A 26317-nucleotide genomic window follows, 5' to 3' on the forward strand; every position below is an offset into this window, starting at 1 on the left:
GAGAGCCAAGATGAGTGAATCACGAAGCCGCCACACCGCATAGCCCCAACGATTCCGTCAGAACTGCCGTTGCTCTAGGCCAAACGGCCTACCTGAGCCATAAGACCGGACCGCGGGACGGCATCGAAGCCATTCACGAAGAAGCCCCGCCGGCCGAAGCCAGCGGGGCATGTCGTGTCCAAGTGATGTGCCGCATCTCCTGGGAAGGGGCGAGATAGAGTCAGTCAACTCGGCGGCAAGCCACGTTGGACGATCAAATTCGGATCAGCTCACCTCTGGAGAGCGAGGGTCATAGCCGAACAATTGGAGCGGCGAGCGGTTTTAATATTCCCGGTCCAGGTTTGCCCCTAGGGATCGGTCACTCAGCGCCCGCCTGCGAGGGGCGCTTCTTTTTGGCTGGCCCCTATCCTCCCGTCCGATGGCTGATCTGTTCCTCCACAAAGCCATCCAGCTTCTCGCCGAGCTTTTCAAACCGCTCCCCAAGCTGGTTGATCGAACCCGATAGCCGCTCCTCAACTTCCCGCAGGACTTCGCGAGACACGAGGCGCTCAGCCTGTGTGACTTGGTACGTGTTTACCGAGGCCTGCAGGAGCGCGATCTTCTCATGCGCCTTGGCGGCGTAGGCCTTGGCGACCTTGCGCTCGGCTCGAGAGTTGCGCCAGTAGATGAAGACGGTGACGAGCAGCACGGCAGCGACGAGACCGAGGACGATAAGGCCATTGGTATCGAGCCCAGAGAGATCAGGCTGCGCCGTCGCCGTGCCGGCACCCGCAGCACCAGCTCCGGAAGCGCCGGCCTTGCCAGCCTCAGTCTTCGGATTTGGCTTCGTTCTCGCCGCTGTAGTCCTTCAGCCTATCGGCCGCTGCTTGGCCCGTGATGCCAGCAGCAGCGAGTGCCAGAGCGACCGAGTGGGCTTCAACTTCGGCAACGCGCCTCATCCAGCCCTTGCCGAAGGTCGAGAAGGTCTTGAGGCCCGCAGGAACGACCGGCGCAGCTCGCAGGCCTTGCGCGCCACCGCTGCCTTGTCCTTTGCTGATTTGGCAGCCTGCAGAGTGGCGACCCCAACGATGCCGTCCGCCGTCACGCCGAGAGCCCCTTGTAACCACTTGGCCCCGCGGAATCGCCCCGAGTCCACCCCGCTGTCGAAGGTTGGGTAATCTAGTCCTGACGGCAAATCATCTCCCCGCACGACGTTCCAGTAGTTCGCGCGATAGATCACCTTGAGCTCGGCATCCGAGATGTCGCGGACGGACTGATCCGGCTTGCCCTGTGCCCTGCGCCAATCGCTGTAGACCCGCTGGGTGACGTCCTTCATGGTGGCTCCGCCAGGATCCAGCGGGTGGTTCGCCCAGCCACCTTCATGCTTCAGGACAAGCGAAAGCGCCCTGTGGAAATTCTCGACAGCCATAGAGAGACCTTTCAGTTGTGAGACTTAGAAGGGGGTCAGAGGCTGACCAGCCGAGCGGGAGCGCTTGCCCAAAGTTCACTGGCGGCCGTGAACCCCACGACAAAAACCAAGAAAACCACCATAGTTCAGCTACTTATCAGGATTTACTTGGAACCAAATTGAAGAAGCAGGATTGACTCAATGCGGAGGCCTTTCCCGCAACCCCATAGCCAACCCCTTGGCTCCGCCTCCGCTGACTCAGCCCCGTCCAGCCAGATCCCGACGGGGCATTTTCCTGCCATGCAGTGCCCGAGCGAAAACGCCCGCCCGGATGTCTCGGTGGTCATTAGGAACCTCATGGAACGTGGAACGGCCCAGCAGGTCACGCAGTTGCGAAGGGCCCGTACGTCGTGGTAGCGGTCGGACCTCAACGCTTTCCCACGCCTGACCGCGTTTGCAGTCCGCGCCGCTACGAGCAGCACAAGAATGTCTAATCGCCTACTGTTATCCGCACACGGGCTGAAAACATCCGCCCAAAGGCACTCGGTCGGAATTCAATGGCTTCGCGCCTGCGCCGCGATCACAGTCCTGCTGTTTCACGCTTCAATTCACCTGAACCGCGGATACAAAGATCCGACGTTCTATCAGATATTTGACGGGCGGTGGGGGATACTCGGAGTGGCTATCTTTTTCGCCATCTCTGGTTACTTAATGGCCCATTTAGTCCACTCCACCGACAAGTGGACTTTCCTGTCGCACCGAATTATCCGTATTTACCCGATTTTCATTGCGGCAAGTCTCACGGTCGTAGCTGTCAGCCACTTCGTTGGCACTGTGCTCCCAATTGATCTCATCGCCTTAAGCCTCGTCCCAGTTGGCCAAGGGCCACGATACGTCCTGTGGGTGGAATGGACGCTGCTTTTCGAGATTGCATTTTATGTGCTCATGTTTCTGATCGCGGCATTCAAATTCACGCGCTATCTAGAAGTTGTCGCCCTAGTATGGCTCTGCCTCTCTTTAGGGGCGGGGTTCGCGTTCCCCTCTGGTTCAGTGAGCATTCCCACACTTGCTCAACTGCCATTCCAGACCGCCAACGTCGCATTCGCAGGTGGGTTGCTCATTCCGTGGCTGACAAAGCGTGGGGCCTTCCTTCCCGCCGTCGCGGTGCTGATGTTGTTCCTAACCCTAATGATCGGGACATTCGATGTTGCTATCAGCCGCGCAGCAGCAGGTATAGTTGGTGTTTACATCGTTGGCCTGATCACGGCCCAAGTCGAGAATAAAACGCCTGGTCCTATTGGGCTCGCGATGAGTAAGCTCGGAGATTACAGCTACGCCATCTATCTTTGCCATGCTCCGGTGATCCTCTGGACCTACAAGGCCACGGCAACCACGTTACCGGCATGGGCGATGTGGTGTGCTGCTGTGACTGCAGCGCTTCTCATTGGCATTATGCTCGGGGTGGCCGATGTCAAAGTCTATCGCGTACTACGGCGTTGGAGCGATAGTACAAACCCAGCACTCAGAGTTGGGCTCGTCTCAATCTACCTTGCTGTATTCGCGGTTGTAGCGGCATATGGCTTGATAAAGACTTAGTTCACGGAACGTGCCACTTCATACCAATCTGTCCCGTCACAGACCAGCGTGATTGTGCTTAGGTGGCCGAGAGCGGCGTTGCCAGCCAGACGCAAGTTACCGCCATCCGTGAACGTCGTCGCCCCGTTTGAGCAGAACGTGACCGTGCGCCTAGCCCATGAGATGATGAGGTAATCGCCGTCGCCCCGGCGATGAAGATGTAGTCGGTGTAGTCCGGCAGGGTAAGCGTTGCAGCGGCGAAGCGCACACGAGCGGCAACCGTGAACTGATCTGTCCAGAGGCCGGAAACTCATTGCCGTAACTATCCATCCACGACAGAGTGGGCGTGCAACGTAATGCGGTCTATGAGCTGTCCGGCTGAGGGCATTCAGGCATCCATAATATGGCCACGGTTGAGCGGCTAAGGTTGCTCGTGCGGCCCTCCTACCCCCTTGGGCCACACTTGCCCTAGCTGAGGCTCAACCCGATTTCCTCAGTGAGGGCTTATCGCGCCCTAAACCGGAGGTCTGTAAGTCCCCTCGGTTAGGGCGCGATATCGAGATCTGATTGCGCCGCGTTCAACCGGCACTGCGCAACAGCCGTGGCTGCAGGCATTCAGGCGACCTTTGACGGGCACAGGAGTGAGTTCGCATTAGTGCCTTTCTGGTTACCTCTTCGGCGCATAGCAGTCGGACTGCGTCTCTCCGAAAGAGGCGTTGAAGCGTGGGAGACATAGGTTAACTTCGATGCAGTAGCCCCTTGCTGAAACTGTGGGCTGCGGCGCCCCAGTCCAGAGGTCCATTCGGTCCCCACGGCTGGGGCGCTCTCTTGTAGAGCTACGCCCTCCGGTGAACGTTCCGCACCACTGCAAGCCGTGACACGCTTGCAGCAATGGCAAAGCGAGGAGAGGCCATCACAACCACTTTCTCGAGGCAGTGGAACTTGTCGCTGGCTTCCCTTCCGCTCCGTCGCGAAGCGTCGGAGAGCCTTCCGGGCCCCGCCAAGGGCGGAGTAGCGAATGAGCAAGGCCATCGCGGTTCATCGCTTCTGTATCCCGATACCCGAGCCCCTTAGCGGGCTCCGCCTGCCCCGAATGTTCAGCCTGCGGGGCGTGAACTTCCTTGCAGCCAGCAAAGCGCGCAACGCTGTCACCATCGTGGATTGCAACGATTGTCGTGCTGAGCAGAAGTGACATCGACAGACAGGTTGTCTGGGCTGAGTGGAGATGACACGCTGGACGGCGGCACCGGAGCTTATACGTTCTTCGATGGAACCGGAGCGGATATCTTAGACGTCAACTCCGTGAGGGATTCTCTCCCGGGAGCGCGGGACACAAGCGAAGACTTCGTATGGAGCGTTGATCATATCGACCTTCACAGCATCGATGCCAACATTGGGGCGACTGGAGATCAGGCTGTCCCATTCATCGGCGCTATGTCGTTCACAGGTTAGGCGGGGCAATTAAATTTTATCTGTAATGTATTGTCGGGCGATGTGAACGACGACAAGATTGGTGACTTCCCTATGAAAGTCGCGAACGTGTCGATGCTGGCACTGACGGATCTTTATCTCTGATCAATCCAGATAAGGGAGCTCCGATGAGTGATTGGATCAATTTCGACCAGTGGCACGACTGTGCCCAGATGGAGCGGCCCGGCTTCGTGTTTGAGGTGAAGAACAAGGAGGGACAGAGTCTGTTGACGACCTGCACCGTCCCACTCCAGCTGCCCTTCGACTGGAAATCACCGCCGGCTTGTTTCCGGTTGATCGAGGCGCCGGAACCCCGGCGCTCAAATCCCATCCCCAAGCCGCAGATCTGAACTTGTTCGTTCACCCCACCAGAGCGTGAGGCTCTGGTTCCCTACGCTCATTCTGCATTCTCCGAGCATCCTGAAGGGCTACCGATCTGCCCCAGCCAAAAATCGCTTAAGAAAGCCGCTGTTGAACCTACTTCCCGCAGCAGTCATCGTGATCCACGGTTGTTGAGCCTCTCAGTTTGCCTGAGGCCAGAAAGCGGAGCAAAGCAGTTGGCGAGAGCAGTTGGGCAGCGCCAATAGGAAGGTCTGAAGCGCGAACCACCACCCCTCGGACCGCTTTGGGGCAAAAATCCAATCTTGGGTTTTGGACTGAGCCAGCAGTTGCCAGCAGCGGCGTACTCGGCGCGTGACTATGTCGCCATCCTCTTTTCGAATGACCACCGTCCGGCAGTGACGTACGCTTCCTGTCGCTGGCTCATCGTCATCGGAAACATGACGGCGTTCAATGTAGCGGCATTCATCAGGACCAACCCGGACACTCGGGCCAGCGGGTCCAATACCAAATTGGACTTGAGCAGATGAAGGTGCTGAAGCAACGACGCATAAGCCAACCAATGCTGACGTCATTAGCCAAGATCCCTTCGTCATCGTTCCGTCTCCATGCCCATGGCAACTTCGGGCCGACGCATTACTTTGCTTGACGTTTCCAAGAGCGCAGGAATGGATCACCTGCCATGCTTAGACAGCTCCTGCTGAGCGATGATGGATTTCGCCACAGCCTCCATGATCCCCGTCTGTTGAGCCGATCCGCCAGGTCGCCCGAAGAAGGCAGGTCCGAAATTCTCAAAAATAGACTCGGGCGGGGGGATGGCAGATGAGCAGAAAGGGACGTGAGAAAGGACCGCCAGGCTTTTGTACCAGAGGAAACCGAAAGCCGTCGGTCCATGCCTACGGCTTCTGCTTGTTCCCCTTCCGGGCCACAACTAGAATGATGACAACTCGGATGAGGGGACTGGGCCATGCCTGAAGTGCGAATGAGTATCCAAGTCAATCAGGACAAGAGGGCCGTCACAATAGGGATTGCAACGCTTGGGCAATCGCCCCAACAGTTCACACTTGGGCTTGATGAGCTCGATCGACTGATCAGCGAGCTCGGAGACGCCAGAAGCCAAATGGTTGCTTGGCAACCACAACCTGACCTTCAAGGTGAGGGAGTGATTATCAGCACGGCCGCCAACACGAAGTGGTGTATCCAGGCGTCTCCACCGGCCGGGGCTCTCTTTGCCTTTCACCACCCAAAATTCGGCCCGGTTGGATTGACCCTGCCCCGGGATCAGATCGCCAATATCATCAGTTTCCTGACAGATCGGTTTATTGTTCAGCCGACGCCGTCCGCAAAAAAGCATTAGGCTAGTTTGTCCCAAGTCTCAGAAGAGTCCTTTTCTCGAGGCGCGAGACAGTCTTAAGAAGTGCCAAATGGGCTGAGCGAGCCGCTCCGGCTGAGGCGTATGCCAGACGGATCTTTCTGAGCGAGCTTACACGACGAAGATAAAACCCGAATCAGAACTGTGCTGTCCGGGGAAGGGCCCCATCGAGAGTTCGTTGTTGCACCGTTAAAAGATGTTCCAGGCTGCGGCCGCGTCAGATAGCAACCTATATACCCCCTCAACCACCTGAACATGGGCTTCGAGGCGAATTCCCGGGTTGGAGGCTTGCTGGAGAGCCAGATCATGCTCATAAAACAGCTGATCGTAAGCATCGACTGGGGCCGGATCCGCCGAAGTTCCTGTGATCGTTTCGTCCTCAGCGCCTGCAGAATAATCGAGTCCGCCATAGTTGCCGTAATACAGCCCGTTCTTACCGAGCTGAAAGTATTGCAATTGCGGAAGCATGACCTCTCCTCCTCCTGACCGCTTGAAAGAACGCCCATGGTTGTCCCAGTTCAGGGCGAACACTGGGCTGTCATGAAGCGGGATCAGGCGAGATGACCAAATATGGGATTTGAAACAGCGGGTTCTGGCGTGCATGAAGAACAAGACTGGCTGGTTGTCGTTTCCCCGCCATCGCACCATTCCCGCATTTGCTTCACGATTAAGCTGGTGTGCGAGAGGCCCGCCAGCCCATGTTCAAGATATCGCGCCGAGCGAATGTCCCGGAGCTCAGCTTTACGATGAGCAGCGAAAGCCTGTCTGATAGCCTGCGAGAGATGAGCGCTGGCTCGCGGAGGCAGGGCCTCAGAAGCCGCGTCGCACGCTGGAACCGGTGAGCCTATCAACGCATAGTCTTGCATACCCAGGAGGCCGTGCATGGCGAGATGGGCTCACAGCCTCAAGCGCCGCTTTGAGGCCCTGAACTTTATCGAACTGCCAGGGCTCGTCTGCCCGGTCTGGCGATCGGCGGTCTGTTCTGGTTCGTGCTCACCTATTTCCCCTAGGCGACAGCATCCGCCTGATCGCCCTCAACTCGTCCCGCATTTTGATGCCGTACCTTCGGTGTCCCCGCTTCAGGCAACGTGCTGGCTCCGGGAACCATTTCGATCCCAACCTGCCACCATGCGATCAGTCTCAAAGGCTCAGCCCGATCCCAAAATTCACGCCTAGGGAGTCGGTGGAAACGGGGGCCTCACGATGCTCGACGAGGGTTGTTCATGTCGCGTTGGAGTTCCCCCGCTGGCGAACAGCTGCGCGTACCCTGCAATGCCGTCCGCCTAAACCCTGCCTTGCTCTGGCCCAGAGGATAGCGTACGCCCTGAGTCCCCATCTGAGAGCAGGAAGCATTTCATGAGACAGTCCCAAAGGTGGCATGAACTGGCGGTGGTCATCATTCTCGGACCACTCATTGGTCTGGGCCTTGGGCTTCTTATTGAGAAGGTGGCTCCCACACTCGTCGAAATCAGTGCACAGTCGCTCCTACCCAACCAGAATTGAGGCCCCGCACTCAGGCTGTTCCTCCCTTCGCTGGGAAGAGAGGAAAAGATGAACACACCTTCCGGTATCTTTGACGAGTGTCCTCACACTTCCAGAGAAATAGACCCCTCGGCCGGCGAGGCTTAACCGTAATCGAACGACGGCCAGCAGGGGGCCATGTTCGAGTGACGGGTCGCGGTGGCTGATTGGCCCAAGATCATTCTGGCAGGCCGCGTTATGGGCCTGGCCTCCGGATTGGACAAGAATTTTCGACGGTCGGCTGCCGCCCCGGGACAGTTCCCCCAAGTGCCCTGACAAGGCTTATGATGAGCGACGGGAGCACAGCATTCTAACTCTTGCACGTAGGCTCATGATAAGCCCTTATTGTGGGTAGGCGCACCATTATCAGCCTGGTTTTCGTACCTCCTTGCCGCAATGTTGACGGTCGGCACATCAGCTCACGTCGCTTTGCGAAACAAGCCGCACCATCCTCACCGCAAAGGCAAGACGCGATCCGAGCAACGCTGGGCACCAAGCTGGGCGTCTCTTCCGAAGCGGCGCGTCGCAAGGCGCAAGCGACTACTCTCCCGCAAGTAATCACTTAAGGCCTCGAACTCACTGTGCAGGACTCGGCTCCTGAAAGCCTCCGGCTGAGGCCAACAAGCCGTTATTGCAGGGACACTCCGGCCGCCGCCTCCAGCGCTTTAACCGTCGCAGCGGTCAGTTCCCCGGTAATGGCCAGTCCGCTGGACCGTTCAAAGGCTTTGATGGCGGTCCGCGTCCCGGCCCCAACCACGCCGTCGGCCTGCACGGGCCCATAACCGAGGGCAGCGAGGGCTTCTTGAGCAGCGCGGATCTGTTGTCCCGAGAGCCTCATTGCAGGGGTTAGAGGTTGCGTAGGAGATGGACTTGCCGCCACCGAAGGTTGCCCCCCACCCAATTGCGCCCGAACCTGATCCACAGCCTGAGTCAGCCGCACGCGCATGCGCTCGAGGTTGGCGACTTCCTCCTGAGCCCGCGCCACGCGTCTCTCGGCATCTTGCAGGTCCCGCACCTGGGTCACTAATCGGTTGTGTTCGACCGCCAGCTGATCGCGCTCGACGGTGACCCGATCCGGGGCGCTCTGGACCCGTTCAACCTTGGCCTGAGCTGATTGCACCTCTGGGTCACCGGCTATCAAGGACCACACGAATGCGCCCCACCCCACAGCAGCAACGATGGCGAGAACACCACTCGGATGCCGCCTGGGTGCTGCAGTGCTAGTGTTGGCATTCATTGCATGATCCGTGCCGGCGATAGGGCTCGTATCGGACACTCACTCGGCAAACCACTACGGTTCCGACGGGTCTCGGTCAAGAGCGCCCCGGCCAGCATCCTGGTGTCGCCAGCGGCCTTTTCCCGCGGCCTTGTCTGGCCAAGCAACGATGGCCTGCGCATATCGCGGCTAAGCCTGCTTCAAGCCTTCACCACATTGCGCCGGGGGCCAGGGTAGCGCCCGCGGGTGTCCACGATCAGCCTGGCATGCCGTTCGATGATCTCGTAGTCGAATGCGTCATGATCGGTCGCCAGCAGCACCAGATCATAGCTGACCAGCACCTCCGGCGTTAGATCGACACTTGTAAGGTCGAACGAGTAGCGGCGCATTCTTGGGAACTTCGGCACGTGGGGATCGCTGTAGGCGATCCGAGCCCCCTTGGCCTGCAGCAGGCTCATCAGTTCCACCGAGGGAGACTCCCGCATGTCATCGACGTTCTTCTTGTAGGCAATGCCGAGAACGAGAATCTTGCTGCCACGGATTGACTGCTCGCGCTCATTCAAGGCATCGGCGATCTTCGCGACCACCCACTCCGGCATGGTGCTGTTGACCTCACCCGCAAGTTCGATGAAGCGCGTGTGCAGGCCGTATTCGCGCGCCTTCCAAGTGAGATAGAACGGGTCGATGGGAATGCAGTGCCCGCCCAATCCAGGGCCGGGATAATACGGCACGAACCCAAACGGCTTGGTCGCGGCCGCACGGATCACCTCGTGGATGTCGATGCCCATCCGGTCGGCGATGATCTTCATCTCGTTGACCAGACCGATGTTGACAGCGCGGTGAACGTTCTCAAGCAACTTGGTCAGCTCCGCCGCCTGGGTCGAGCTGACCGGGACGACCGTGTCGATCACCTGACTGTACAGGGCGAGACCGACCTCGAGGCAAGCGGACGTCGTGCCACCACAGACTTTCGGGATCGTGCGGGTGCTGAATTTCGGGTTGCCCGGATCCTCGCGCTCCGGCGAAAACACCAGGAAGACGTCCTCTCCCACCTTGAACCCGGCCTTCTCGATCCGGGGCCTCAGCTCCTCCTCGGTGGTGCCGGGATACGTGGTACTCTCCAGGGCCATCACCTGACCAGCCCTCAGATGCGGCAAAAGCGTCTCGACCGTGTTCAGGACAAAGCTCAGGTCAGGCTCCCTGTGCTTCGACAGCGGCGTCGGGACACAGATGATCAAGGCGTCGACATCGCGAGCCTTCGAAAAATCCGATGTGGGCTCGAAGCCGTTCTCGATCGCATTCGCAATCCCTTGCGCAACAATATGCGCAATATAAGTCTTTCCGTTGTTGAGCAGATCGACCTTTGCGGGGTCGATATCAAAGCCAACGACCGCGTAGTCCGCCTCAGCATAGCGGATCGAGAGCGGCAACCCAACGTATCCGAGCCCAACAATCCCGATGGCAGCCGATTTGCCGTTCAGTTTCTGAAGCAGAGCATATTTGTGCATTCGCAATCCTCGGCTGCAATCCCGTTGAGCGGAGTTTCTGGGCATGCCGTGTACCGGATTGCACAGCTCCGGACACCCAAAGGTGCCCGCCAAGAAGGAGCACCGCGGCCCTCCCATTACTCCAGATGAACGATCGCCACAATTCGGCTGCAATACTCCGTCGGCCCGTAGCGGCCGCACCGCTGAGCTCTTCTTTGGCGAGCACCCAGGAGTCCCCTCCACCAGCCGGTCGCACGCGAGGCCAGGATCATCCCAATCCCGCCGGCTCCGAAACTGGCTCCCGAGGCGATCCGCGCTGCACACCCCGCCACCAATGCGACGAAGCCTGCCTGGACTGGGCATTTATTGGTTTTGTGAGGGTTCGTTTACGGCCATAGACTATCGCTCTGCACCGCGGAAGGGAGTGACGATCATGGCGGAGATTAAAGTTGGAATTCAGATATCGAGAACGGAAACTCTGTTTCTTTCCAAATCGCTGAAGTGGGCTAACCGTCGACCCCAATTGAGCTGGATTATAAGCAGTTGAGCACCCTGATCAGCCTTCTGGGTCGGACCAGACGGCAGATGCTCGAGGGGGTGCCGGTGCCGCCCCTAGAGGGGCAAGACGTGGAGACTGTGTATACTCCAAGGTGTTACATTCAGGTTGCAAAGATCGATGGCTCCCTGATTGCCTTCAACCACCCGGCCTTTGGTGCGGTTGGATTTGCCGTTTCCCGAGCTGAGGTCGCCGACATCGTGCAAGTCCTGAGCGAGCACCTGAAACTTCCGCCTGACCGCCCAAGCGTCCGCAACTAATGTTGCCGACAATTCTCGAAGAGCGGACGCCAATCCTTCACCGGCCCTCCCGACGGAGCAGCTGCGCCCTGCCCGGGCCTATCTCTCCCTCAATGGGTCGAGAAGCGGCCGTTCTCGTCATAGGTCTCATAGTGAAGGGTCTGGGCCGGCATGGCCTCCAGCTGGCGCGGAGCCTTGGGCCAGTCCTGAGGGGGCTCCTGGCCTTGAGGCATGTAGCGGGGACGGAAGCGCAGATCGACCAGGGAGCGCAGTTCGGGCGCAGCGAGATCGAGCACATTGGCATCGCGCCAACGGCGATGCAGCTTGGGACGGCCCGTCATACGTGCCCAGAAGCCCTGCACCTCCTCCTCGACCTGCAAGACGATCCGGCCCGTGAAGGTCTTGCGGAGATTAAAGCGTCCTGTCAGAGCCATTCAACTCTCCCAACTCTCTGGTGTTCTGCAACGATTGCGCCTCAAAGCTGCGGTTACCGGGCGTGGGCCGACCAAAACTCGGCCATAACGCTCAACCGGGCCTTGCTGTTACAAGGCCAATGCAGGTTCGGCTTTCGAGTTCCGGCCCGTTCGCCGGAACCAAGCGTCGCATTGTTGGAAGGTGATATGCCGCACAAACCCACTCGAGTTCAAAAGAATGCGATGAGCGCCGAAGTCGTCCGTGCGGGAGAGAAACAATCAAGAAAATGGGAACGCAGCTTACCGGCAGAAGAGAATGCGCTCCTTCTCAGCGACGCGGACGTGGCGTGAGATCGATCGTGACGAGCTGGCCGGTCAGAGGATCGAGGATGGTCATGGCAGCCTCCTGTGCTGTTGGCATGGGGGAAACGCCTGAACGCCGAGAACGGTCAAACTGTCCTGCGAACGTGGTAAGCAATTCGTTACTGAGACGTGTGCTTTCGCACCTGGAAATGAAGAAGCGAGACCGCTAACCGATGTCCTCGCCACCGGCGCATGCTCTACCCGCGCCGTTATTCCATTCACCGGAGACACATTCGATGAAGACCACTTCGCTCGAGACCGTTTGGTCGCCGCGCCTTCTCAGCATTCTGCGCATCGTTGCAGCCCTCATTTTCATGGCGCACGGCACGCAGAAGATCCTCGGCTTCCCGGCAGGTGCCTCGCCGGAGATGTTCAGCCTGTCGTGGATCGCAGGTGTGCTCGAGCTGTTCGGGGGCGCTCTTCTCGTTCTGGGGCTTTTCGTCCGCCCTGTCGCGTTCGTGCTCTCAGGCATGATGGCAGCCGCTTATTGGATCGCCCATGCGCCGAAGAGCTTCTTCCCTGTGCTGAACGGCGGCGACGCAGCTATCCTCTACTGCTTCGTGTTCCTCTACTTCGTGGCAGCTGGCGGCGGTGTCTGGAGCCTGGACAGCCTCCTTGGCAGGAACCGCTGAGCTTCGACACATTCGCAAGGAAGAAAACGAGAGGTCGAACGAACCTCTTGCTTTTTGCATCAGGTCTGGTCGTCGCCCGAGCCTGTCATGCGCCTGATGCGCTCATCCTCGAGTTCGACATGCAGCGTATGATCATCCTCCTCGTCGAGAGGATTGGGCAGAAGGTCCGTCGTGAGACCCGTGGTAGTGGAGGCTGCGGCGCCAATCGGCGGGGCAGCAGCCTCGGAGCGCCAATCCCGCTCCTGTTTGCCGGGCTCGATTCGCCCTTCGTCATCAAGAATATCCACCACGCGGTCAATGTCGCCTTCGTCCACGCGAACGGTCACGAGCGTCCCGCCCTGTCGGACGCCATCCACATAAGCCTTGGCCTCGTCTTCACTGAGACCGGTATCGGCCAGCGCTCCCACAAGGCCACCGAGAGCGGCCCCTGCCCCGGCGCCGACCAGAGTCGAAACCAGCCACCCGGCTGCGATCACCGGCCCGAGCCCCGGGACCGCGACCGTACCGAGGCCGGCCAGGAGCCCGGCGCCGCCGCCCGCAATCGAGCCCGCTGCGGCCCCCGCGCCGGCGAATTCGTGGGACGGTTTCTCCTCATCGAAAGAGCGTGTCGCGTGGTGCGATACGGTGTCGTCGGCGTTGTTGGAGACCAGGCTGATCTCGAAATCCGGGATGTGCGCCGCCTCCAGCCGCCGCACGGCCTTGGCCGCCTCGTCATAGGTGTTGAAAAAGGCCGTGATTCTGCGCTCAGCCATGGGTCGCCTCCAAGTTTCTCATCCGAACTCGGAAGGCTAATGAGCGGTCTCAGGCACAGTTCCGGTCTTTCTTGCGTCACAGCCAAGTCTTGTTGCGGAGATGCGCGCCCATGCCGCCTTTCTGTCCTGACGGAATGTTGCTACAGTTCAGCAAAAGAATGCCGCACACGGCGATTTGGGGGCTCCCACCATGCGACACATCCATCTTGACGACGGCTTGCGTTTACGGTTTCCCGGCCGCAGCGAAGATTTCGACCAGGGCGTCGAGATCGGCATGCTTGCGGTTCTCATGGATCAGGAAATCCCTGAGTTCTCGCGCTGGATTTCCCGCGCCAATCTGAGCCAAGTGGAAGCCATCGCCAAGCAAATGGGCTACCGCGTCATTGAAGCCGGCGGCGATGAGGACTGGGTCGACATCACCTTCCGTCACGGCAGCATCAAGTCGAAGCCCAATCTCCGGCTCGTGCATTCGGCAGGCTAAGCGACTAGAGCCTCGGACCCAAGAGTGAACTCGCACTTTTGGGACTCATCCGATGCTCCCTTCTAGAGAGAGCGCATCATTCGAGCGGAAAACCGGATCCACTTTTCGCTGACGCGGACCATCGGTTCCGCACGATGCGCCAAGCCATTCTCAAACGAAAGAAGCCGCCCGAAGGCGGCTTCTTTTTATCTCTATGCGGGAGGCTCTTAGGGAGCGTTGTGACCGCGGCGAGTCACCGCCCAAGCTGCCTGCATCAGGGCTACGGCCAGAGCGGTCTTCACCACCGTGGCGGCGATGAACGGAGCAGCGCCCACGGTCCAGGCCTTGGCGAAGGGCATCACCAGCGTGAGTTGGGCAAGGCCGAACACGAAGACCAGCGCATGGCCGAGGCTCATCATCACGATGACGCGCAGGAGCGAGCGGTCCCAGCCACGCTCAGCCATGAAGCCCATGACGATGGCTGCGGCCAGGAAGCCGAAGAGGAAGCCGCCGGTCGGGCCCATCAGATAGCCGATGCCGGCCGTCGGGCCGGCGAAGACGGGGATGCCCATCGCGCCTTGCAGGAGGTAAAGGCCGACGGTTGCGCCGCCGAGACGCCAACCATAGGACGCGCCGATGATGAGCACGACCAGGGTCTGCAGCGTCATGGGAACGTAAGGCAGCGGCACCTGGACCTTGGCGGACAGGGTGAGAAGCGCCGTACCCACGGCCATCAGGACGATGGCGCGCAGCGCGGCAAAGCGGGCATCGTCCCGGGACGGCCAGATGAGGCCGACGAGGGTCGACGGAGAAGACAGCGAGGTAGCGCCAGTCGACATGAAATAAATCTCCAGAACATTCCGCCATTCGCAGGCGGCTCAAGACGCCTTATAGGTGGGTCTGGCCGGCGTCTCAAGCAGCCGAACGGCTTAGATGTCCCGGACAGGTAGAGATTTCCAAGGATCCCCCATGGCAGACGACCTCACTTTCGATGTTCGCCCCCCGGCCCAATCGGGCGAATGCCTGCAGGTGAGCCCCCTGGTCCGCCGAATCGTCGCCAACAATCCCGGGCCCATCACCTTCACCGGGACCTGCACCTACATCGTGGGTTCCGGCAAGGTCGCCATCATCGATCCCGGTCCCGACAACCCCGGTCATATCGAGTCTCTGCTCGACGCCGTGCGCCGTGAGACTGTGACCCACATTCTCGTCACCCACACCCATCGCGACCACTCCCCTGCCGCTCGCGCCATTCAGGCAGCGACAGGCGCGCTGATCGTGGGCTGCAGCCCGCACCGGAGCGCCCGCCCTCTGTTCAGCGGCGAGGTGAATTTTCTCGAAGCGAGCTCCGACAAGGATTATGCCCCCGACAGAGAACTCGTCGAGGGCGATGTGGTGCAAGGCCCCGGCTGGACACTGGAAGCCGTGGCGACGCCCGGGCACATGGCCAATCACCTCGCCTTCGCCCTTCCCGAAGAGAAGGCCCTGTTCTCCGGAGACCATGTGATGGCCTGGTCCACGACCGTTGTCGCGCCGCCTGACGGCTCCATGAGCGAGTTCATGGCCTCCCTCGACAAGCTCAAAGGTCGTGAGGAATCAGTCTATTGGCCCGGCCATGGCGGCCCGGTACAGGATCCCCAGCGCTTCGTGCGCGCTCTGATCCATCACCGGCGCCTGCGGGAGGCCTCAATCCTCAATCGATTGAATGCAGGCGACAGGACGATCCCCGAAATCGTCGCCGCGATCTATCAGGGCCTGAACCCTGCCCTCCTGAACGCCGCAGGCCTTTCGGTCTTTGCGCATCTGGAAGATCTGGTCGCCAAGGAACAGGCGGCCACGGATGGCGTCCCCAGCCTTGACGGCGAGTATCGCCCGGTCTGAGTGTCTGGCTCATAAAGGAGCCCCCTTTACGGGGAGGGAGTGAGGGTGGGGGTCGGGAAAGTCGGAGCGCCGCACCTGATCCAGAGAGCGCACGACAGCCCTCCAGGGTCATGGCCGGGCGTGTCCCGGCCATCCCGATCAAGAAAAGCGCGGCGCTCCGCCGAAGCGGGATCACCGGCACAAGGCCGGTGATGACGGGGAGCCATCCGGATTACTTCACCGCCAGCGCCAGATTGGAGGCCTCTTCGAGGAAGGCGCGGATGCGCGCGGCATTCGTGCCGAGATCGTGATGGCCGATGCGGGACGCGGAGCGGATGTCGATGCGCGTGCCGTCGGCGCGGGGTCGGATGCGGATCGTGATATCGTCGGGCAGCTTCAACAGGAGCGTCCGATCCACCGCCTCCAATCTTCCGATCCCTGTCCGTCCGCCGGGCGGCACGGCCTCGATGATCTGCCATCCGAGATCTTCTGCAGCCTTGCGCACCAGAGGGAACGCATCCTCGGGCGGAATGTCGAGGGTGAGCGGCGCGATCTGCACATAGGCCTCACGCTGCAATTCGCGCTCCTGAGGCGGAACTTCGGGCGGCACGCGCCCCTGGCGAGCATCGAGCGCAGCGCGGGAACGCGAGAAGGCAGGCGGGTCCTCGGTGTCGGTGCTGATATCGTTGATCGCCGGCAACGTCACGGCCCTGAGGCCCAGGAAGGCCGGGTAGCCGAGCACGAGAGCAGCCAGCACCAGCCCCTTGATCGCGCTTCCCAAGCCCCGGCGACCCTCCTGCCAGATGCGGACGAAGGCGACGAGGGAGAGTCCCACCGCGATGACGGCAATGGCAAGGCCAAGACCAAGGGCAACGAAACCGGCCTGATAGTCGATGCGGCCGAAGCGGATCATCAGCGCGGATAGAACCGTCACGACGAGCGCGAACCAAGCCAGCATGGGCGACCATTTGGCCGGCCGGGAATACGGTTCTTCGATGATGAGACGACGCATCAGGAGGTCTTACAAATCTCTTTGAGCGCGCGCCACTCCCCTTGTGTCAGGAGAGGCTCGCCAGTCTGGGAGGGCACCTGTTTTTCCAAAGCTTTCAGGCGTTGATCGGTGATCGGATGGGTAGACAGAAAAGCAGGAATGCCCCTTTCGTTCCCCCCTCCCTCATCCTCATCGTCATCTTCATCCGCTTCGATGCGTTTGAGCAACAGCGCCATGGGATGTGCGGGCCGCCCCAGTGAGATCATGGTCTTTCCGGCGAAATCGTCCGCAGCAGCCTCCGCCTCGCGGGAATAAGCGCTGTCGACAAGATAGCGGCTCGCGAGCACGATGGCGCCACCGCCTGTCACATCGCCGAAGAGGAGACCGAAGAGATAGGACGTGCCGGAGGACTGGACGAGCTTGCGAAGGCCGTCCCTGCTGACCACGTGCCCGATCTCGTGCGCCAGCACGCCCGCGACCTCATCGACGGATTCGGCTTCGTCGAGGAGCGCCTTGAAAAAGTAGATCCGGCCTCCGGGAAGGGCAATGGCGTTCGGTACTTTGGATTCCAGCACCGCCACCTCGAGAGGGACGTCAATGCCTCTCGCCTTGCGCAATCGTTCCGTGAGCGCCTGAAGGGCCGCGACACCTTCCGGCGCTTCGCAGATCTTGCCGCGGAAGATGGCGCGCACCTGATTATCCACCGCCTTGCCGATGCGCTGCTCGTATTCGACAGGAATGAGCGGCGTGAGCTTTTCCGCCAGAAGCGGGATCAGGAACAGCACGCACAGGATGATGGAGATGGAGGCCGCGGCGGACCAGAAGACGATCCGCGCCGTGCGCTCCCGCTGGTCGCGGTTGTCGAGACGATGGCAATGCAGCCGGATGGATGCCCGATCGGCGGGATCCGTCACGTCGAGGCGTGCCAGATCCGGTCCGCCCTCGCGCGTCAAACGCAAGATGCTGTCAGGTGCATCCTTCCGCCGGACTTCCGCAACAGGCCAGGAGGCGATCCACTCGCCTCCTTCGTGAATATCGAGACTGGATGCGGTGATGTTCAGAGTGACCGCCCTGCGTTGGGCACTCACTCCGTCATAGAACACCGCATCCGTCATGGCTTACCTCATATCCCGACGTTGAAGTCGAGCGCGTCCGCGAGGCCCTCGCCCACCACGCCCGAAGCCTTGCCGGCGGCTACGGCGGCATCGAGAGAGCGCAGGTTCGACACGGCTGTCGTCGTGACGACGGCTGCCCACAGACCGCGTCCATAGAAGTAGCGCTGAATCACACCCATGCTCAGGAAAAAGGCCAAGTAGACCAAAGCGCTGAACACGATGAGGCTGATCGCTGTCCAGGTGAACTCACCCAGCTGCATGGCCACAACAGCCTCCTGAAGGACCGTACCCAAAAACACGGCGGCAAGGCCGATGATGATGGCAAAGACGATCAGAATGCCGATAGAGGAGAATAACACTTTGAAGAAAAGGCTGTAGAACGTGCCAGTGCGAAGATGGCTTTCAGCAGTCACCTCGCCAAAGCGCAAGCCGTTGATCTGCCAGCGGGTGAAGATGGCCATTGCGACCGGAGAAAGCGCGAGGAGCACCAAGATGAGCAACGTTGGAACAAACTGTATCGCCAGTTCCTCGTCGCCCTCGCTATAACTAAGGACTGCTGCACTCGTCGCCACAACGCCGGCGATCACCGCAATCCCCAAGACCCAAACCCACCAAGCGCGCTTGAAGAGCGACCAGCCCGTTCCTGCGAAATCACCTTGTATGCTGCCGAAATAGGTATGACGCATCCGGTAGCGCTCAAGCGATGCCATTGCCCAGGGAAGTGCGATGCCGAGAGTGAACAGCGTCGCAACGTCCCACAGCACAGCACGGAAAGCATAAGCCCAGCCCGAGCCCTTCATCCAGAAGCGCACGCCACGGAACACGGTTCGCGTCGCGCGGTACTTGCGGGCACGATAGCTGCCGAAGTGGAACAGCACATACATGAGCAAAATGAGCGGAAGGCTGGCGAAAGCAGCCTGCTCTTCAAGCGCGAAAGCGATGATGAAGTACGCGACATAAAGCGGAACCAGAATGGCGAGCGCAATCAGGAAGCCGATCAGCAGCTCCTTCGCCGTGCCGGTATACTCGAAGGACTCACCCTCGATCTGCGTGTTAGCCCAGAGGTGGCGACGCAGCTTCGTGATGAGCCAGAAGCGGTAAAAACCGAAGGTCGGGATCTGGTAGAGGCTTCCCGTCACGAGCATCTTCAGGAACTCGCCCCCGCGTCCGGAGAAGGACATCGGGGAAGCCTGCGGCGGAGTTAGTGGAATATTCGAAGAGACAGAAGCAGTCATGGTCCTAACCTTCAAGGAAGATAGGGCGCTCTTAGCATGCATATGATACTTTAGAACATTACTCTTCAAGGATTACCGCTTTTATTCACGGTTATTGCAACGGCAGGCCCGTCCATCTGCGATCGAGAAGCCACTGTACAGGGATGACGGGAGAGATCGTTCCGCTATAAACTGTCCGCCTTCATCAGGAGCCATCATCTTTGACGTCCCCTTCTCCCGCCCCTGCCAACCTTGGCGCCGATCCGCTGCGCATCTGGTTTCGCGTCATTCGTCTTCACCGCCGCGCGGTCAACACCGTCGCCAGCGAGCTGAAGGCTCTCGGCCTGTCGATCCCGCAATTCGATCTTCTGTCCACACTGACGGAGCGCGAAGGATTGAGCCAGCAGGAACTGGCGGAGCGGCTCTATGTGACCAAGGGCAATGTCTCCGGTCTCCTCGACCGGATGGTGGAAGCAGACCTCGTCGAACGCCGCCCCATTCCCGGCGACCGGCGCTCCAATGCGCTCTATCTCACGAAAAGGGGGCGCGACCTCGCGGAGAAAGGCATCGCCGCGCAGCGCACCTACGTGCAGCGCACGCTGGGCTCCCTTCCGGAGCAGGATCTCGTCGATCTCGAGCGCATCGTGCTCGCCTGGCGCGAGCGCGCCCGCGCCGAGGAGGACGCAACGCTCGCGAAACATCAGCGGTAATCGTTCATGTTCGACGCGGTGGCATTCGCAGGCGGCGGCAATCGCTGCTATTGGCAGGGCGGCTTCTGGGAGGCGGCCGCTCCGCTTCTCGGGCTGAAGCCATCCATGGTCGTCGGCGTGAGCGCGGGCGCGTGGTCCGCATGCTACAGCCTTTTGGGGCTCGGCCGGAAGGTCAACGAGATGGTAGCGGAAGGCTGCAGCCAGGGCCGCCGCAATTTCGAATGGAGGGCGTGGCGCAGCGAGGGCTCACCCTGGCCCGTCTCCCTCATGTATCGCAGCCTGATCGAGACGATCATCGACGAGTCTGCCCTGGCGCGCCTCAAGCAGGGCCCGGAGATCCTGATCGGCCTTGCGCGCAAGCCCCGCCGCCTGCCTCTGGCCCTCGCCGTTCCGCTCGGCATCGCAACCTATCAGATCGAGAAGAAATGGCGCTCTCCCGTGCACCCGCGAGGCGGGCGAGCCCTCGGCTTCAGCCCCGAATTCGTGCGCGTGCAGGATCTGGAATCGCCTGCCGACCTGTCAGCAGCACTCATGGCCAGCGCCAGCGTGCCGCCCTTCATGCCCGTGGGTCGCATCGGCGGCATGGCGGCGCTCGACGGCGGCCTCGTGGACAACGTGCCGACGGAACCGCTGCTGCCGGTGGAGGCGCAGGGCGGCAAGACCCTCGTCATTCTGTCCCGCCTCTACCGCGCCTTTCCTGAAGCAAAGGGTCGCACCTATATCCAGCCATCCAAGCCCGTGCCCATTGGACAGTTCGACATCACCAATCCTTCCGGCATCCGCAAAGCCTATGAAATAGGCCTGAGGGACGGTGAGGACTTTGCCCGTCGCATGAGGCGGCAGCATCCGTGAGGGATGCATTAATCGTGGATTCAGGCTGATTGCAACATGGGTTGAGTAGCCAAATCATGATCGAGGACATGCCTCAAAGAGGCCATGCTTTCCCTGATCATGAGGGCAGGCACGAAAAAGCCAGCCATAAAAAGGAGGAAACCCCATGACCTTGCCTGCTTCGAAGCACGATCAGCAACCGGGCTCCAAACCTGCTCAGGCCATCCCGGCCTTCAAGCCTGTTGCCCTTCCCGCTCTGGCCGCCGCGATGCGCTCCGCAAAGACCCGGCCGACGAAAGCCAAGAAGCCCGAGCTTCCCGCCATCCTGCGCAAGGAAGCGGTGCTCGGCCGCTAAGCCGCCTAGCCTTGAAACGGAAAAGCGCCCCGAGGGGCGCTTTTCTTTTTAGCGGACGACGACTTTCGTATTCAGCGCCGCGCGGTTGTAGAGATCGATCACGTCGATGTTGCGCATCCGGATGCAGCCCGAGGAAACGGCCAGACCGATCTTCTCCGGCTCGTTGGTGCCATGGATTCGATAGAGCGTGTCGCGGTTGCCCTCGTAGAGGTAGAGCGCACGCGCGCCGAGCGGGTTGTTGGGGCCGCCCTTCGTGAACTGCACATGCGGCCAGCGGGCCTTCATCTCGGCGGGCGGATGCCAATCCGGCCATTCCGCCTTGCGGGCAATGCGCGAGGTGCCGGTCCAGCCATAGGCCTCGTCGCCGACGGCCACGCCGTAGCGGATCGCCTTCTTGTTATCGAGCACGTAGTAGAGGAAGCGCTGCTTGGTATCGACGACAATGGTTCCAGGAGCCTCGCCTGTCGGGTCTTCGATGAGGTAGCGGCCATAGCGCGGCTCTTCCTGCGCCGTGGGAACCTGCGCCAGCCACTCCGTATCGCGGGCGGAGACCTGAGGCTCCGGGACACCCTTGTAGGTGCAGCCGGCCAGGACCGTCATGGTTGCCACAAGGAAGAAGAGGCTCGAGAGGCGCATCGGAACAAAGCTCTGCTTTGCTGTCGCGAGGACAGCAGGGGTGAAAGGTAACGCTATCAAGCTTGGGTTGAACGGCCCTCGGTCAATGAGCGAATCACCCGAACAATGCCATGGTTGAATTGCAAGGTGTGTTGCATCGCAACAACATAGACAATCGCTTGCACCGCTGCGACACTGTTTTCCACCTCCTAGTCAAGTGCTTGAATGTCCACGCTCTATATCAGCCATCCAGCCAGCCTCGATCATCAGACGCCTCTCGGCCATCCGGAGAGGCCGGATCGCATCCGCGCCATCGAGCGAGCCCTGGAGAAGGAGCGCTTCACCGCCCTGATCCGTGATCAAGCGCCCATGGCGGAGATGGAAAGCCTCACCCTCGCCCATCCCGGGAGTTACGTCGTTCGGCTGCGGGATGTATCCCCGCGGGAGGGTCTGGTCCGGATCGATGAGGACACCGTGATGTCGCCCGGCACCTATGAGGCGGCCCTGCGCGGCGCCGGCGGCGCCGTAAAGGCTGTGGATGAGGTGATGGGCGGCCATGTCGCGAATGCCTTCGTGGCGATGCGCCCGCCGGGGCATCATGCCGAGCGGGTGAGAGCCATGGGCTTCTGCTTCTTCAACAACGCGGCGATTGCCGCGCGCCATGCGCAGACAAAGCACGGTGCCGAGCGCATTGCGATCTTCGATTGGGATGTCCACCACGGCAACGGCACTCAGGACATCTTCTGGAGCGATGCCAGCGTGCTCTATTGCTCGACGCACGAGGCGCCGCTCTATCCAGGAACCGGCGCGATCTCGGAAACCGGCGAGCACAACAATATCGTCAACGCGCCGCTCCATGCCGGCGATGGCACGGAGGCCTTCCGTGAAGCCGTGGAAACAGCGATCCTGCCGCGTATCGATGCATTCGCGCCGGATCTCATCATCATTTCCGCTGGCTTCGATGCACATTGGCGCGACCCGCTCGCCAGCCTCAACCTCACCGAGACGGACTTCGCCTGGGCGACGCAGAAGCTGATGGATCTCGCCGACCGGCATTGCGGCCGGCGGATCGTGTCGGTGCTGGAGGGTGGCTACGATCTCGAAGGATTGGCGAAATCAACCGCCTTCCATCTCGACGCCCTGATGGGCCGAGAAATGCACACTTGAGTTCAGCCAACATCCTCGTCATGGCCGGGCTTGACCCGGCCATCCACGTCCTGAGAGGGGCAGCGCATTAAAAGGCGTGGATACCCGGCACAAGGCCGGGCATGACGAAGGAGCCGTTCAGCACTCGATCGGCTCCTGGCCCAGAAGCTCGATGCCGAAGCCGCTGAGGCCCACGTAGGACCGGCTCGAGGTCGCGAGATTGCGGATGGAGGTGACGCCGAGATCCTTCAGGATCTGCGCGCCCAATCCGATCTCGCGCCACTGGCTGGAGCGGGCGGCTTCCGATGCGGTTTCCCCGCTCTCCGTGAAGCTCGTGGTCGGCACGCCCGCCGTTCCGTCGCGCAGATAGACGAGAACGCCCCTGCCCTCCTTCACGAAACGCTGCATGGCGGCAGCCACCGTCTTGCCGCCCTCGAACACGTCGGTGAGCGCATTGGCGCGGTGCAGGCGCACGGGAATGTTCGTGCCGTCGCCGATGCGGCCATGGACGAGCGCCATGTGCTGCACACTTTCGAAGGGCGTCGAATAGGCATAGCCCGTGAACGAGCCCCAGGGCGTCTCGACCGGGAAGGTTGCGATGCGCTCGACGAGCTTTTCGCGCGACTGGCGATAGGCGATGAGATCGGCGACCGAGATGCGCTTGAGATTGTGCTTCTCGGCGAAGGCATCGATCTGCTGGCCCTTCATCACCGTGCCGTCATCGTTGGCGAGTTCGCAGATCACGCCCACCGGCGGGAGGCCAGCGAGCTTGCAGAGATCGACGGCAGCCTCCGTGTGACCTGAGCGCATGAGCACGCCGCCATCCTTCGCGATCAGCGGGAAGACGTGGCCGGGGCGCACGAAATCGGCCGCGCCCATGTTGTTGTTGGCGAGTGCCCGCACGGTGTTCGAACGCTGCTCGGCGGAGATTCCGGTGGTCAGCCCATGCTTCACGTCGACACTCACCGTGAAGGCGGTGCCCAGCGGCGCATCGTTCGAGGCCACCATCGGATCGAGCCGCAGGCGGCGGGCTTCGGATGCGGTGAGCGGCGCGCAGACGATGCCGCAGGTGTTGCGGATGATGAAGGCCATCTTCTCGGGCGTGCAGAGGGAGGCCGCGACGATGAGATCGCCCTCGTTCTCGCGATCATCGTCATCCGTGACGATGACGATTTCACCACGAGCGAAAGCCTCGATGGCATCGGTGACGGATTTGGGCATCAGGGCCTCCTGGGCGGATGGGGGCAGAAAATCATTGGGCGTGACGGCCCCGCGCGTCTCACGGGCGATCAATTCCGCGGTGTCGCGCGAAAGCCAGGCATGGTCGGAGTTGCACATCTGGGTGATGGCGCCAGGGGTGACGCCGATCCGCCGCGCGAATTCCACGCGCGACATGCCATTGCGGGACAACCATTCAGCCAGCTTCATGCCGCCGACTTAGCCGATGCCGCGATTTTAGTAAAACTAAAATTTGCCGACTGAGGCTTGCAGAAAAGCTCTGCCCTTATCCTGAGGAGCAGACGAAGTCTGCGTCTCGAAGGACGATCCAGTGCTCTCTGGAGATGCCTCGCCCTTCGGGACGGACCTGCGGTCCTCCTCAGGGTGAGGCTGCGGGGGACTTGTTTGGGGCCTTAAGCCTTGAACGGCCAGGAGGGTCCCTCGCCCACCTGCCCCCGATGGCGCAGGAAGTGGTCGGCCAGAACGCAGGCCACCATGGCCTCGCCCACCGGCACCGCGCGGATACCGACGCAGGGATCGTGCCGCCCCTTGGTCATCACCTCGGCCTCGGCTCCGGTGCGGGTCACGCTGGAGCGGGGAGTGAGGATCGACGAGGTGGGCTTCACGGCGAAGCGGCACACGACCGGCTGGCCGGTGGAAATGCCGCCGAGAATGCCGCCCGCATGGTTCGACAGGAAGGTCGGCGCGCCCTGATTGCCGGGGCGCATCTCGTCTGCGTTCTCCTCGCCGCGCAGGGCCGCAGCCGCGAAGCCGTCGCCGATCTCGACGCCTTTCACGGCATTGATCGACATGAGAGCCGAAGCGAGATCGGAATCGAGCTTGCCGTAGATCGGCGCACCGAGGCCCGCAGGCACGCCCTCGGCCACGATCTCGAGCACCGCGCCGATGGAGGAGCCGGACTTGCGCAGGCCATCGAGATAGTCCTCATAGAAGGCCGCCGCCTTCGCATCCGGGCAGAAGAACGGGTTGCGGGACACCTCGTCCCAATCCCAGTTGCCGCGATCGACGGCATGGGGCCCCATCTGCACGAGCGCGCCGCGAATGGTGACGCCGGGGAGAACCTTGCGGGCCACCGCGCCCGCCGCCACGCGGGCCGCCGTCTCGCGCGCCGAGGAGCGTCCGCCGCCGCGATAGTCGCGGATGCCGTATTTCACGTCATAGGTGAAATCCGCGTGCCCCGGCCGATAGGAGTTCTTGATCTCCGAATAATCCTTCGAGCGCTGGTCCACATTCTCGATCATCAGCGCGATGGGCGTGCCGGTGGTGACCTGCTGGCCCGTGCGCTCGTCCATGAACACGCCGGAGAGGATCTTCACCTGGTCCGGCTCTTGGCGCTGGGTGGTGAAGCGCGACTGACCCGGACGGCGGCGGTCGAGTTCCGCCTGGATCTCGGAGGCCTCCAGCGGGATCATGGGCGGGCAGCCGTCGATGACGCAGCCGAGGGCCGGGCCATGGCTCTCGCCGAAGGTGGTGACGCGGAAAAGATGACCGAACGTATTGTGGGACATGGCGCTTCTTCGAGGTTCAAGGCGTCTTAAGACCAAAGCGGGCGGGTGTCACGCCCCGGCTGCATTGGAGTAGGCCAGGAGGAGTTCGGCGAAGCGTGTGACTGCAGGATTTTGCATGCTCTTGCGCCAAACGAGAAGCGTTCTTGCTTTATTGAAATCAGGGTCGGGAATGGGGTGGATGCTGAGGCGTGATCGCTCGGAGTAAGTCTCAAGCACACTCAAGGGCATCAGAGCCACTCCCATTCCAGCTGCCACACAACCCAGCATGGCATGATACGAGGTTAGCTCGACCACCCGCTCGATAGGAACGCCAGCTCGCGCAAACCAACCTTCGAGGCGCGTCCGATAGGGACATCCTGGGTGAAAGACTAGAGCCGTGCGAGGTCGAGCATCGCGTGGCGAGGCCATCAGCGGATGCTTTGCGCTACCAACGAGGACCAACATCTCCTCAAAAATAGGGAGTGTGTTAAGGCGTTCATCATTCACAGGCCCTGCGATGAGAGCCGCATCTAATTCACCAGCAAGAACGAGGGCGATTTGCTCTCTCGGCGATCCCGTCTGAAGCTCGATAGACACGTTGGGATAGCGTTCGTGGTACTCGCATAATGGCCGAGGAAGACGCACTGCGGCAGTGCTTTCCATAGTTCCAAGGCGAAACACACCAAAGGGCTTGGCTTCATGGACGGCGCTTCGCGCCTGCTCGGCCAGGGCGAGGATCTGCTCTGCATAATTCAGAAGAATTCTGCCCGCTGACGTCAAATTCAGTCTTTTCCCCTCACGAATGAAGAGTAGAACGCCAAGATTTTCCTCCAGGTTTTGAATTCGAGTGGTGACGTTTGACTGAACGCGGTTCAACAGCTTGGCCGCAGGCGTGATGCCACCACTCTGAACAACGGCTTGGAAGATGCGCAGATCTGAAATTTCCATCATCTCTATGGCAGAATGATATAA

At 60.8% G+C, this 26317-nt stretch carries 29 protein-coding genes; 13 read left to right on the forward strand and 16 right to left on the reverse strand.

Going from position 1 to position 26317, the window contains the following annotated elements; translation table 11 throughout:
• Positions 1-403: 403 nt before the first annotated feature.
• The 3 genes from DC522_RS00005 to DC522_RS00010 form a co-directional block, all read right to left on the reverse strand.
• Positions 404-688 (reverse strand): hypothetical protein, encoded by a 285-nt coding sequence (locus DC522_RS00005; protein ID WP_116526647.1) that lies wholly within the window; start codon positions 686-688, stop codon positions 404-406.
• 118 nt (positions 689-806) lie between these two features.
• Positions 807-938, reverse strand: coding sequence for a hypothetical protein (locus DC522_RS36775; protein ID WP_256369824.1), 132 nt, complete (start codon positions 936-938; stop codon positions 807-809).
• The gene (locus DC522_RS00010; protein WP_116526648.1) at positions 935-1408 is read right to left on the reverse strand and encodes a glycoside hydrolase family 108 protein; all 474 of its coding nucleotides are present in this window, start codon (positions 1406-1408) and stop codon (positions 935-937) included. The genes DC522_RS36775 and DC522_RS00010 overlap by 4 nt, the downstream gene beginning before the upstream one ends.
• Positions 1409-1873: 465 nt before the next feature.
• On the opposite strand from DC522_RS00010, the gene DC522_RS00020 reads away from it, so the two are divergent.
• The 5 genes from DC522_RS00020 to DC522_RS00040 all read left to right on the forward strand — a co-directional run bounded on the left by DC522_RS00020 (position 1874) and on the right by DC522_RS00040 (position 6128).
• Positions 1874-2983 carry an acyltransferase gene (locus DC522_RS00020; RefSeq protein WP_116526650.1) on the forward strand — a complete coding sequence of 370 codons (1110 nt, stop codon included), beginning with the start codon at positions 1874-1876 and terminating at the stop codon, positions 2981-2983.
• Positions 2984-3980: 997 nt separating this feature from the next.
• A complete protein-coding gene (locus DC522_RS34515; RefSeq protein ID WP_165819995.1) occupies positions 3981-4154 on the forward strand; it encodes a hypothetical protein in 174 nt (57 codons plus the stop codon).
• On the forward strand, positions 4151-4414 hold the full coding sequence (locus DC522_RS37140; protein ID WP_116526651.1) for a M10 family metallopeptidase C-terminal domain-containing protein: 264 nt from the start codon (positions 4151-4153) through the stop codon (positions 4412-4414). Before DC522_RS34515 ends, DC522_RS37140 begins: the two co-directional genes overlap by 4 nt.
• A 146-nt stretch (positions 4415-4560) precedes the next feature.
• A complete protein-coding gene (locus DC522_RS00030; protein ID WP_116526652.1) occupies positions 4561-4782 on the forward strand; it encodes a hypothetical protein in 222 nt (73 codons plus the stop codon).
• Positions 4783-5738: 956 nt separating this feature from the next.
• Positions 5739-6128, forward strand: a complete 390-nt coding sequence (locus DC522_RS00040) for a hypothetical protein (protein ID WP_116526654.1) — start codon at positions 5739-5741, stop codon at positions 6126-6128.
• Positions 6129-6332: 204 nt separating this feature from the next.
• On the opposite strand, the gene DC522_RS00045 is transcribed toward DC522_RS00040, so the two are convergent.
• Entirely contained in the window at positions 6333-6611 is a 279-nt protein-coding gene (locus tag DC522_RS00045) for a hypothetical protein (protein WP_116526655.1), read from the reverse strand.
• Between the two features lie 888 nt (positions 6612-7499).
• On the opposite strand from DC522_RS00045, the gene DC522_RS34520 reads away from it, so the two are divergent.
• Positions 7500-7646, forward strand: coding sequence for a hypothetical protein (locus DC522_RS34520; protein WP_165819996.1), 147 nt, complete (start codon positions 7500-7502; stop codon positions 7644-7646).
• A 646-nt stretch (positions 7647-8292) separates the two neighbouring features.
• Here the strand turns inward: DC522_RS34520 and DC522_RS00050 are convergent.
• The 3 genes from DC522_RS00050 to DC522_RS00065 form a co-directional block, all read right to left on the reverse strand.
• Complete coding sequence (locus DC522_RS00050) at positions 8293-8901, reverse strand: peptidoglycan-binding protein (protein ID WP_116526656.1); 609 nt, start codon at positions 8899-8901, stop codon at positions 8293-8295.
• 179 nt (positions 8902-9080) lie between these two features.
• On the reverse strand, positions 9081-10388 hold the full coding sequence (locus tag DC522_RS00055) for a nucleotide sugar dehydrogenase (protein WP_116526657.1): 1308 nt from the start codon (positions 10386-10388) through the stop codon (positions 9081-9083).
• 884 nt (positions 10389-11272) lie between these two features.
• Positions 11273-11596, reverse strand: coding sequence for a hypothetical protein (locus DC522_RS00065; RefSeq protein WP_116526659.1), 324 nt, complete (start codon positions 11594-11596; stop codon positions 11273-11275).
• Between the two features lie 578 nt (positions 11597-12174).
• Here DC522_RS00065 and DC522_RS00070 point away from each other — a divergent pair.
• The gene (locus DC522_RS00070) at positions 12175-12570 is read left to right on the forward strand and encodes a DoxX family protein (protein ID WP_116526660.1); all 396 of its coding nucleotides are present in this window, start codon (positions 12175-12177) and stop codon (positions 12568-12570) included.
• Between the two features lie 59 nt (positions 12571-12629).
• Here the strand turns inward: DC522_RS00070 and DC522_RS00075 are convergent, their stop codons facing one another.
• Positions 12630-13322 (reverse strand): hypothetical protein, encoded by a 693-nt coding sequence (locus DC522_RS00075; protein ID WP_116526661.1) that lies wholly within the window; start codon positions 13320-13322, stop codon positions 12630-12632.
• A 190-nt stretch (positions 13323-13512) separates the two neighbouring features.
• Between DC522_RS00075 and DC522_RS00080 the strand changes: the two genes are divergently transcribed.
• Positions 13513-13803, forward strand: coding sequence for a hypothetical protein (locus DC522_RS00080; protein ID WP_116526924.1), 291 nt, complete (start codon positions 13513-13515; stop codon positions 13801-13803).
• 206 nt (positions 13804-14009) lie between these two features.
• Here DC522_RS00080 and DC522_RS00085 read toward each other — a convergent pair whose 3' ends face one another.
• Positions 14010-14621, reverse strand: a complete 612-nt coding sequence (locus DC522_RS00085; protein ID WP_116526662.1) for a biotin transporter BioY — start codon at positions 14619-14621, stop codon at positions 14010-14012.
• Positions 14622-14715: 94 nt separating this feature from the next.
• Here DC522_RS00085 and DC522_RS00090 point away from each other — a divergent pair, with 94 nt between their 5' ends.
• Positions 14716-15663 carry an MBL fold metallo-hydrolase gene (locus tag DC522_RS00090; protein ID WP_371678501.1) on the forward strand — a complete coding sequence of 316 codons (948 nt, stop codon included), beginning with the start codon at positions 14716-14718 and terminating at the stop codon, positions 15661-15663.
• A 211-nt stretch (positions 15664-15874) separates the two neighbouring features.
• Here the strand turns inward: DC522_RS00090 and DC522_RS00095 are convergent, their stop codons facing one another.
• The 3 genes from DC522_RS00095 to DC522_RS00105 are packed head-to-tail and all read right to left on the reverse strand — an operon-like array spanning position 15875 to position 18983.
• Entirely contained in the window at positions 15875-16654 is a 780-nt protein-coding gene (locus DC522_RS00095) for a DUF1499 domain-containing protein (RefSeq protein ID WP_116526664.1), read from the reverse strand.
• On the reverse strand, positions 16654-17748 hold the full coding sequence (locus tag DC522_RS00100) for a M48 family metallopeptidase (RefSeq protein WP_116526665.1): 1095 nt from the start codon (positions 17746-17748) through the stop codon (positions 16654-16656). Before DC522_RS00100 ends, DC522_RS00095 begins: the two co-directional genes overlap by 1 nt.
• An 8-nt stretch (positions 17749-17756) precedes the next feature.
• Complete coding sequence (locus DC522_RS00105) at positions 17757-18983, reverse strand: DUF898 family protein (protein WP_165819997.1); 1227 nt, start codon at positions 18981-18983, stop codon at positions 17757-17759.
• 200 nt (positions 18984-19183) lie between these two features.
• On the opposite strand from DC522_RS00105, the gene DC522_RS00110 reads away from it, so the two are divergent.
• From DC522_RS00110 to DC522_RS00120, 3 genes are all read left to right on the forward strand, one after another.
• On the forward strand, positions 19184-19672 hold the full coding sequence (locus tag DC522_RS00110; RefSeq protein WP_116526667.1) for a MarR family winged helix-turn-helix transcriptional regulator: 489 nt from the start codon (positions 19184-19186) through the stop codon (positions 19670-19672).
• A 6-nt stretch (positions 19673-19678) separates the two neighbouring features.
• Positions 19679-20524, forward strand: a complete 846-nt coding sequence (locus DC522_RS00115) for a patatin-like phospholipase family protein (RefSeq protein ID WP_116526668.1) — start codon at positions 19679-19681, stop codon at positions 20522-20524.
• Positions 20525-20669: 145 nt separating this feature from the next.
• Complete coding sequence (locus DC522_RS00120; RefSeq protein ID WP_116526669.1) at positions 20670-20858, forward strand: hypothetical protein; 189 nt, start codon at positions 20670-20672, stop codon at positions 20856-20858.
• A 48-nt stretch (positions 20859-20906) separates the two neighbouring features.
• On the opposite strand, the gene DC522_RS00125 is transcribed toward DC522_RS00120, so the two are convergent.
• Positions 20907-21494 carry a L,D-transpeptidase gene (locus DC522_RS00125; protein WP_116526670.1) on the reverse strand — a complete coding sequence of 196 codons (588 nt, stop codon included), beginning with the start codon at positions 21492-21494 and terminating at the stop codon, positions 20907-20909.
• A 204-nt stretch (positions 21495-21698) separates the two neighbouring features.
• On the opposite strand from DC522_RS00125, the gene DC522_RS00130 reads away from it, so the two are divergent.
• Entirely contained in the window at positions 21699-22640 is a 942-nt protein-coding gene (locus DC522_RS00130; RefSeq protein WP_116526671.1) for a histone deacetylase family protein, read from the forward strand.
• Between the two features lie 117 nt (positions 22641-22757).
• On the opposite strand, the gene ribB is transcribed toward DC522_RS00130, so the two are convergent.
• The 3 genes from ribB to DC522_RS00145 all read right to left on the reverse strand — a co-directional run bounded on the left by ribB (position 22758) and on the right by DC522_RS00145 (position 26296).
• On the reverse strand, positions 22758-24047 hold the full coding sequence (gene ribB, locus DC522_RS00135) for a 3,4-dihydroxy-2-butanone-4-phosphate synthase (protein ID WP_116526672.1): 1290 nt from the start codon (positions 24045-24047) through the stop codon (positions 22758-22760).
• 203 nt (positions 24048-24250) lie between these two features.
• Positions 24251-25366, reverse strand: a complete 1116-nt coding sequence (aroC, locus tag DC522_RS00140) for a chorismate synthase (RefSeq protein ID WP_116526673.1) — start codon at positions 25364-25366, stop codon at positions 24251-24253.
• 48 nt (positions 25367-25414) lie between these two features.
• Positions 25415-26296 carry a LysR family transcriptional regulator gene (locus DC522_RS00145; protein WP_205769447.1) on the reverse strand — a complete coding sequence of 294 codons (882 nt, stop codon included), beginning with the start codon at positions 26294-26296 and terminating at the stop codon, positions 25415-25417.
• Positions 26297-26317: the final 21 nt, after the last annotated feature.

Origin of the sequence: Microvirga sp. KLBC 81, from assembly GCF_003075415.1 — a bacterium.
Taxonomy (GTDB): Bacteria; Pseudomonadota; Alphaproteobacteria; order Rhizobiales; family Beijerinckiaceae; genus Microvirga.